This window comes from Siphonobacter sp., assembly GCF_048595215.1.
Classification (GTDB): domain Bacteria; phylum Bacteroidota; class Bacteroidia; order Cytophagales; family Spirosomataceae; genus Siphonobacter.
Genome location: NZ_JBMDWJ010000283.1, coordinates 1 through 8,369 on the forward strand (window position 1 = coordinate 1; position 8,369 = coordinate 8,369).

General features: G+C 49.0%; 8 protein-coding genes. 3 read left to right on the forward strand and 5 right to left on the reverse strand.

From position 1 onward, the window contains the following. Positions 1-628, forward strand: a 628-nt coding sequence (locus ACOJTG_RS17675; protein WP_420155033.1) for a lipid-A-disaccharide synthase, incomplete at its 5' end; no start/stop codon positions are given. Here ACOJTG_RS17675 and ACOJTG_RS17680 read toward each other — a convergent pair. From ACOJTG_RS17680 to ACOJTG_RS17700, 5 genes are all read right to left on the reverse strand, one after another. Further along, on the reverse strand, positions 619-1,182 hold the full coding sequence (locus ACOJTG_RS17680) for a 1-acyl-sn-glycerol-3-phosphate acyltransferase (protein WP_420155034.1): 564 nt from the start codon (positions 1,180-1,182) through the stop codon (positions 619-621). The genes ACOJTG_RS17675 and ACOJTG_RS17680 overlap by 10 nt on opposite strands. A gap of 88 nt (positions 1,183-1,270) precedes the next feature. Further along, positions 1,271-2,419, reverse strand: a complete 1,149-nt coding sequence (locus tag ACOJTG_RS17685) for a site-2 protease family protein (protein WP_420155035.1) — start codon at positions 2,417-2,419, stop codon at positions 1,271-1,273. Between the two features lie 36 nt (positions 2,420-2,455). Next, the gene (locus ACOJTG_RS17690; protein WP_420155036.1) at positions 2,456-3,067 is read right to left on the reverse strand and encodes an HAD family hydrolase; all 612 of its coding nucleotides are present in this window, start codon (positions 3,065-3,067) and stop codon (positions 2,456-2,458) included. A 66-nt stretch (positions 3,068-3,133) separates the two neighbouring features. Then, complete coding sequence (locus ACOJTG_RS17695) at positions 3,134-4,087, reverse strand: acetyl-CoA carboxylase carboxyltransferase subunit alpha (RefSeq protein ID WP_420155037.1); 954 nt, start codon at positions 4,085-4,087, stop codon at positions 3,134-3,136. A 150-nt stretch (positions 4,088-4,237) separates the two neighbouring features. Further along, positions 4,238-5,656 carry an MBL fold metallo-hydrolase RNA specificity domain-containing protein gene (locus ACOJTG_RS17700; protein WP_420155038.1) on the reverse strand — a complete coding sequence of 473 codons (1,419 nt, stop codon included), beginning with the start codon at positions 5,654-5,656 and terminating at the stop codon, positions 4,238-4,240. 294 nt (positions 5,657-5,950) lie between these two features. Here ACOJTG_RS17700 and dacB point away from each other — a divergent pair, with 294 nt between their 5' ends. Both dacB and ACOJTG_RS17710 read left to right on the forward strand, forming a co-directional pair. Further along, positions 5,951-7,429 (forward strand): D-alanyl-D-alanine carboxypeptidase/D-alanyl-D-alanine endopeptidase, encoded by a 1,479-nt coding sequence (gene dacB / locus ACOJTG_RS17705; RefSeq protein ID WP_420155039.1) that lies wholly within the window; start codon positions 5,951-5,953, stop codon positions 7,427-7,429. Between the two features lie 43 nt (positions 7,430-7,472). Further along, positions 7,473-7,997 (forward strand): DUF1003 domain-containing protein, encoded by a 525-nt coding sequence (locus ACOJTG_RS17710; RefSeq protein WP_420155040.1) that lies wholly within the window; start codon positions 7,473-7,475, stop codon positions 7,995-7,997. Positions 7,998-8,369: the final 372 nt, after the last annotated feature.

Genomic DNA, 8,369 nt, shown 5'->3' on the forward strand with positions numbered 1-8,369 from the left:
TCCGCTGTTAGATGCCATCGATTCCTTTACGCCCGATCCGGATTTCCGAATCAAAAACCAGCTCGATTCCCGTCCCATTATCGCCGTTTTGCCGGGCAGTCGAGTAGAAGAGGTACGCCGCATGTTACCCAAAATGCTGTCCGTACGCGATCAGTTTCCAGAGTATCAGTTTGTCATTGGCAAGGTTTCCAACTTGTCCGAAACGCTCTACGAAACTTCTGTATCGGACGTGTCATTCGTAACCAATGCATCCTATGATTTACTGACCGTTGCTCATGCAGCTCTGGTCACTTCGGGTACGGCAACGCTGGAAACGGCTCTGTTTAACGTTCCGGAAGTCGTCTGTTACGAGGCGAATGGGCTGTCGTATCACATCGCCAAACGCCTGATTCGCGTGCCGTATATTTCGCTGGTGAATCTGATTGCCAATCAGGAAGTCGTGAAAGAATTGATTCAGCACGACCTAACGACTGAACAGATCGCTCAGGAGTTGCAAAAGATTGTGCAGGGAACGAGTCGCGAAAAAATGCTTCGTCAGTACCAAGATCTACACGAAAAAATGGGCGAAACCGGAGCCTCCGAACGAGCGGGGCGTCGCATGGTAGCGTACCTGAAAAATCAGGCATGAGATAGATAATTGCGTATCCAGGACTTTTTCGTTCCGTGTACCGTATCGAAAAAGCGGGCCATGACGATTTTGTCCTGCTCCCAGTTGCCCGTAGGCCAGAATGGATCGCCGAAGTACACCAGCTTCCGACCGTAATCGAAGGCACAGAAGACAATCGGTACGTTCGCTCCTAAGGCCATATAGTAAAAGCCCGTTTTCAGCTCACTGACATCGGCCCGGGTACCTTCCGGCGTAATACAAATCCGGAATTCCTTTTTGCTGTTAAACAAGTCAACTACGCTGTCGACGAAGTTTTTGGTGCGTCCGCGATCGACGGGATAACCGCCCAATGCCTTCATGAACCAGGCGACCGGAGCGGGTTTGAACAGCTCTTTTTTTCCTAAGTAATAAATCCAGGTATCAATGGCGGCCCGTGCTCCAACCCCGACAAAGAAGTCGGTAGAAGTGGCGTGCGGAGCCACCATGAGTACAAACTTGGGTAAGGATTTAGGAGAAGGACCGGCAGTTTTCCAGCCCGATAAACGAAAAAGGCTTGCGGCGAGCCAACGAAACATCAGCGTTTACAGTTTAGGGTTCTCGGTTGGTTGAAGTGAAATACTACTTCCCGGGAAAATTACTAAAAATCCTTTCCTAAGCCGAAATTTAATACACCACAAAGGGTTGCGGACTAAAACATACCACGAAAACGGCCAGCGAAAACCAGCCCAAAATCTGACGGGGCCAGCCAATGGGAACCTCGTAATCGGCTGGTGGATGGTGAATGCCCAGAAAGCGTCCCAGCATGAAAGCAAAGGGTACAAAACCCCGGTGGCCTTCGAGTTGTGGAAAGAAATAACTCAGAACCAGTTGACTCAGGACAATACCCAGAGCCAAGGCAACGACGATCAGCCGATCGTCGTGAATCCGGCTCAGGGCCAGGAATAGCATGCCGACATAAGCCAGCAGGTATCCGGCCTGAATGAGAAATTCATTGGTATCAGCCACCACAAAATCCTGGTACCGAAACCAGCCCAAGCCCGCGTAGAAAAGAAATCCCACGAAAATAATCGGTGAGATAATCTGGTGGATTCGACGCCCTACGAGTCCGTACAAAATGTGGCCGCCATCGAGCTGACCGATGGGGAAAAGGTTTAGAGCCGTAAAAAACAATGATAGATAACCCGCAAACAGGAAGGGGTAATTCACCAGATCGTACTGGTGCGGTACGGTACCAATGGCAACGTATTTCTTGAAAAACCAAAACAGAAGATTGTCGCCCAGGCCTACTGCTCCCCGGCCTTCCATGGCTTGTGGGGTATACACATACTGGGCATAGTTACTGCCGAACTGCCGCCACTCAGGATGTACCGTAAAGATATAATCCGGTGGTGGTAAGTGGGTAAAGCCGTACCAAAGCAGACCCAATGCCACGAAAAAGCCCGCCAGTGGTCCCGCTATGCCGATGTCAAAGTACTGAATATTGGTTTTTACCCGGCTTCGCAGCTTAATAAAAGCTCCCATGGTACCAATCGTAGTGAAAGGTCCCAGCCAAAGGGGAATGTAGTAGGGTAAAGTGACTTTAACCTTGTTGTAGCGGGCCGTGAAATAGTGGCCGAATTCGTGTACGGTCAGTACCGTTAGAAAAGGAAGTGAAAACGCCAGTCCGCCCAGAATGTCGGAAACTGTCAAGGGAGGATTGGCGTAAAAAAGAGAAGTTCCGTTCGTCCATTCCGCCCCCGCAATCGTGGTAGTTACAATGGTTAGAACAAATAAAATGAGTTGGGTATATAAACGACGCCGGGTACGGCTCATACAGTCAAGGCTTTCGAGAAATGTGGCTCCGGCGGGTTAGTAATCGAGTAATTTATCAAGTACGGTGCCGAGCGGATTCAACCAGATGGTTTGTATACCAACGGTTGCAGCTGATTCAATATTATCAGCGTTATCGTCAATAAAAACACTTTCTTCGGGCAAAAGACCACCCCCTTCCTGGAGGGCGTGACGGTAAAATTCCGGATCGGGTTTCATGAAACCCATTTCGTACGAAAGAAAAGGTTTTTCAAAGAGACTCATGAAATCGTAGCCCATGGCGGCGGCTCGCTTCACGATTTCCCGAACGTGAATGGGATTCGTATTACTCAGCAGAAATACGCGGTACGATTTACGGAGTTCCTGAATGCGATCGAGGCGGGCCTTGGGCATGTCGAGCAACAAAGTACACCAGGCTGTATCGATGGTTTCGTCCGACCAGTCGCTATTGAATTCTTCACGAAGCAACGCTTTAAAATCCGCTTCGTTGATTTTTCCAATCTCAAACTGATGGAAGAACGCTTTTTCATGAAACAGACGGGTGGCTTCTTCTTCAGAAATACCCGCCAGTTCGGCAAACGCCCGATAGGTGAGAGGAACGTCAATATCAATGATGACATTCCCCATCTCGAAAATGAGGTTTTTGATCATAGGAAGAAGAATAGCGATCGGTCTACCCGTGGCGTTCCAGCAAAACGGTAGACCGATCGCGGAAACTTACTCAACAAACACGCCCATTTTCGAAAACTTCTCAATACGTTGATTGATCCGTTCTTCGGGTGAAAGAGCCTGTAGGGCAATGAGTCGGTTGATGATTTCTCCTTTGAGAATCTCGGACATCCGGTCGTGGTCGAGGTGAGCACCGCCGAGGGGTTCAGGAATGATTCCATCGACCAGTCCATTGCTACTCATGTCCGTTGCAGTGAGCTTGAGGGCTTCGGCAGCCTGTTCCTTGTAATCCCAGCTCCGCCAGAGGATCGACGAGCAGGATTCCGGAGAGATCACCGAATACCAGGTATTTTCCAGCATCAGTACCTGATCACCAATGGCAATACCCAGGGCTCCACCGGAAGCTCCTTCGCCAATGACGATACAAATGACGGGTACGGTCAACATGAACATTTCCCGAAGGTTACGGGCAATGGCTTCACCTTGTCCGCGTTCTTCCGCTTCTAATCCGGGGAATGCACCGGGCGTATCAATAAGTGTAATGATGGGGCAGTTGAATTTTTCTGCCATTTTCATCAGACGCAGGGCCTTTCGATAACCTTCGGGGTTGGGCATACCGAAGTTGCGGTACTGCCGCTCTTTGGTATTGCGACCTTTCTGCTGACCGATGATCATAACGGGGTGACCATCGATATTCGCAAAACCACCTACAATCGCCTTATCATCGGCAACCTGACGATCGCCATGGATTTCAATAAAATCCGTACAGATCCGGTGCAGATAATCCTGCGTATACGGACGATCGGGGTGACGTGAAACTTGTACCCGCTGCCAGCGAGTCAGGTTACGAAACGTCTCTTTCTTAAGATCTACTAACTGGTTTTCTAAGACTGCGGTAGCTGCCGAAACATCAAGGTTTTTGTCGGCGGCCAGCCGTTTCATTTCGTCAATTCGGGATTCGAGTTCGGCAATGGGCCGTTCAAAGTCGAGTAATGTTCGCATAAACAAGTTTCTGAGTTCTTATTCGTGAGCCATTGGCCACGTACCCAAAGGTTAGAACACAACAAAAGTAATAAGAAAAGCGGGGTTACGGTGGAAATTAGCATTTTGAGTAACGAATGCCTTGCCGTTCTTTCCGCTTCAGTAAACGATTTATAATTCGAAACTCTCTCCTTTCAGGGGAATCCGGACATCGCTGAAACCTTCGTCATTGAGTCGATTGGCAAAGGTTTGCATGGATTTTTCTTCGCCGTGAATGAGGAAAATTTTTTTAAGCTTCTGCGGCGATTGTTGCTTCACAAAATTTACGAGATCCTGTTGATCTCCGTGTCCGCTGAAGACATCAATTTTTTCAATTTTTGCCTGAACCGCGTATTCGTTGTCCTTGATTCGTAGCGTATTTTGTCCGTTCAGCAATCGCCAGCCCAGCGTATCTTCGGCGGCATAACCCACCAGCAGAATGGTACAGTAGGGATTGCCGATGTTGGCGGCCACGTGTTGTTCGACCCGGCCGCCGGAAACCATGCCCGAAGCTGAAATAATGATACAGGGTTCGTTATGATTCGAGATGGCCCGGCTAGCCTTTTCACTTTCGATAAAAGTCAGGTTCTGAAAATCGAACAGACGACCGTGCTTTTGTTTAAAGTCCTGCGATTCGGGGTTGAGAAATTTGCTGTGACGATCGTAAACTTTCGTCGTAGAATGAGCCAGCGGACTGTCGCTAAATACCCGAATCGGCTTAAAACCCTGCTCGGAATACAGGCGATTCAGCGTAAAGAGCAAGGCCTGCGTCCGGCCTACTGAGAAAGCAGGAATAATCAGACGCCCCGGAATATTGATGCAGGTACGGCGGATCACATCGGCCAGAGCTTCCTCGGGGGAACGGTTATCTTCGTGTAAACGGCTACCGTAGGTGCTTTCACAAACCAGATAATCCACTTCCGGCACGGGACTGGGCTCGACGTGCAGAGGATAGTTTTTACGACCCAGATCACCCGAAAAACAAATCGATTTTTTCTCTCCTTTTTCTTTCGTTTCCAGGATGATGTGAGCCGCTCCCAGCAGGTGACCCGCTGGAATAAAGGTCAGCCACAAGTTGTCAGTAACCTGGAATTTCTGGTTAAACGCGATGGTAACGAAGTTTTCCAGGGAGTCATCTACCTGTTTGTCCAGGTACAGATCGCCCTTTTTTTCGAGGCGGGCCATCCGTTTCTTCTTTTTGTTGGAATCGCCCGTGGCCCGTTGCAGTTTCTTCTGGTTCAGGTGAGCCGCATCCATTAAGAGCAGTCGGGAAAGCTCATAGGTTGGGGTCGTACATAAGACCTGGCCCTCGTAGCCATCGCGGTACAAATTCGGGATATTACCCGAATGGTCGATGTGAGCGTGGGTAAGTAACACCAGATTCAGGCTCGAAGCGTCAAAGGGGAACAAGGGTTTATTTTCTTCCTCCTCTTCCAGATTTCGCTCCATATTGGTACCACAATCAATCAGAATTCGGTAATTATCCTCCAGCTCCAGTAAATACATACTGCCCGTCACCTGCCGGGCTGCACCCCAAAAAGTTAGTTTCATCGTATTGTCATACAGCCACAGTGATCCAGTTTTTACCGAACCTTCCACCGCTGGCTCCTCAGAGGGCGGTGTCCCGATGATGGGAGGGATGGTTTTAAATCGGAGAAAGAATTCCGCTTGCTGCCTGAACCATCTTTGGGTAAGATTTCATAGGGCGTACCCTGTTTTCAGGCGGAAAAGCGGTGTACATTCGTATCGGTCTACACCTGTGGCTTCTTAGTTAGTTGCTAGCAAATCAGGCAAAGCTACCAAAAGAATCACGAAGTTGAGCATCCCATTCCTTGTCAAACGCTAATGAATCGCATCTATTTTCTGGTTTTATCGCTGTTTTTTTCTTCCCAGACCTTTGCTCAGAAACCCGATACGCTTGTTCGTGATGCTCTCATCCGCCATTTGGATTCACTGCAAACCAGTTTTTTCATGCAACACGGCTTCGTGTCCGCTTGTATTAAGTCGACGCGTACGGGTGAAACCGTGCTGGCTTATCAGCATCGCAAGTCCGTACCACCGGCCTCAACGATGAAGCTCATTACCACGGCTACGGCACTGGCGGTACTCAATGAAAACTATACGTATACCACCACGCTCGAAACCGACGGCATCGTCCGCAATGATACGCTGCTGGGAAACCTCTGGATTCGCGGTTCCGGCGATCCCTCGCTGGGCAGTGGTCGATTTAAAAGTACCCCTACGCTCTCTGAACTCCTGAAAAGCTGGATGACCGCTCTCCAGGCCAAAAGCATCCGCTACGTGACGGGTCAGGTTATTGGTGACGGTACGCTTTTCGACGAAAATACGATACCCGGCGGCTGGCCCTGGGATGATCTGGGCAACTACTACGGGGCGGGAGTGAGTGGATTGAATGTGAATGAAAATAAATTCCGGGCCGTATTTAAGCCCGGTAGTGAGGTAGGAGACTCGGCCGCTCTGCTGCGAACGGAGCCTGCACTACCCCGGTACACGCTCATCAACCGGGTACAGACGGATGCTCCTAAAACCGGGGATCAGGTGAATATTTATACATCACCGCTGGGGACGCAGTATTTTTTGGATGGATTTGTACCTAAAGGTCCAACGGAATTTGGCGTGTCCGGCAGCATTGCCCATCCGAGCCTGTATGCGGCCCAGTCGCTGCGGGATTTATTGGCAGAAAACGGAATCATGACGGGTCAGGAGCCCACAACGGCGTTTGACTACCTGCGTAGAAATGTCCGACCAGCTACGCGGGATACATTGAGTGTCGTACAATCACCCGTACTAAAAGATTTAATCACGGAGTGTAACTTTCAGAGTATCAACTTATACGCCGAAGTTTTTCTAAAAACGATTGGGGTTGCTCTCAATTATGGCAATACCACCGAAGAAGGGGTGCGGGCTTTACAGGACGTCTGGAAAGCCAAAGGACTGAAATTACCCGGTTTTCGTATCAAGGATGGCAGCGGTCTTTCTCCCCAAAGTGTACTTACCCTGGATAACATGACCGAAATTCTAGCCTCTGCAGCCCGTGAACCGTACTTTCCTGCTTTCTATTCAACCATTGCCATTCTTGGAAAAAATGGAACAGTCAAGAATTTGGGTAGGGGCACCCGGGCTGCTGGTAACGTACGGGCGAAGAGTGGAAGTATTGGCGGCTCCCGGGCCTATGCGGGCTATTTCACTGGTAAAAACGGGGAACAGTACACCTTTGCCCTGAATCTGCAACAGTATGATTCTGATTTTGGTAGTGCCTATCGCGAATTAGAAAAGCTAATGGTACAAATGGTTGATTTGTGATGTTGGTTATTAAAACGATATAGTAACGTTAAAAATCAATAAGATGAATAAGTCGCATCGACATTTAAAGAACTGGAAACTGATAGATTCTGCCTCGAATCAGCGATTGCTGGAAATGCAGCAATTGGTCCAGCAAACGTTGGGAGATGAGTCGCTGATTACGCAAACGGTAGCGGATACGGAAGCGGAAAGCGAAGAAAGCTGGGGGAACAAAATGGCTGACCGCGTAGCCGAATTTGGGGGGAGCTGGAAGTTTATCATTGGATTTATGAGTTTTCTTTTGCTCTGGATTATCGTGAATAGCCTGTTTTTGTGGCAGAAACCGTTCGATCCGTATCCTTTCATTTTGCTCAATCTGATTTTGTCTTGCCTGGCAGCCATTCAGGCACCCATTATTATGATGAGTCAGAATCGGCAGGAAGCCAAAGACCGCGAACGGGCCCGCAACGATTACGCCATTAATTTGAAAGCGGAAATTGAAATTCAGCAGTTGCATGAGAAGATGAATTGTTTACTGGAAGAAGTGCTGGAGATGCGGAAGGAAATGCAGGCAAAGAAAGGGGTGTAGTACGACCGCATGGCAACGAAGCTATGTAGGTTGAATTTCTTTGAGTTGAGTCTTTGGTAGGGAAGGGTTTGAGGAAGTAAGGCAAACTGGTGCAGGTTTCCAAACCTGTACCAGTTTCCAACTGCCCAGTTATGGTAATAAATTAGATGATAAAGGCAGGTAAGACCCTGCCTGGTTATCGGTACAGGTTGGGAAACCTGCAATTCCAACACCTAGTCTCCCATAGAACGGCACTATATATAATTCGATAGTGTCAATGGGGTGGGTTGTCCGTAGCAACCGCTACGGCCTTTTTTAGGGGGAATACCCCACATCACCCCCAGGAAAACATAAAAAATGGAGCGTTTCGGCTCCCTGTTTCGTTTAAGCGGT

Excerpts from the sequence above, each read along its gene's own strand:
- ACOJTG_RS17700 (WP_420155038.1), bottom strand. The coding sequence starts at position 5,656 with ATGAAACTAACTTTTTGGGGTGCAGCCCGGCAGGTGACGGGCAGTATG.
- ACOJTG_RS17680 (WP_420155034.1), bottom strand. The coding sequence starts at position 1,182 with ATGTTTCGTTGGCTCGCCGCAAGCCTTTTTCGTTTATCGGGCTGGAAA.
- ACOJTG_RS17695 (WP_420155037.1), bottom strand. The coding sequence starts at position 4,087 with ATGCGAACATTACTCGACTTTGAACGGCCCATTGCCGAACTCGAATCC.
- ACOJTG_RS17685 (WP_420155035.1), bottom strand. The coding sequence starts at position 2,419 with ATGAGCCGTACCCGGCGTCGTTTATATACCCAACTCATTTTATTTGTT.
- dacB (WP_420155039.1), top strand. The coding sequence starts at position 5,951 with ATGAATCGCATCTATTTTCTGGTTTTATCGCTGTTTTTTTCTTCCCAG.
- ACOJTG_RS17690 (WP_420155036.1), bottom strand. The coding sequence starts at position 3,067 with ATGATCAAAAACCTCATTTTCGAGATGGGGAATGTCATCATTGATATT.
- ACOJTG_RS17710 (WP_420155040.1), top strand. The coding sequence starts at position 7,473 with ATGAATAAGTCGCATCGACATTTAAAGAACTGGAAACTGATAGATTCT.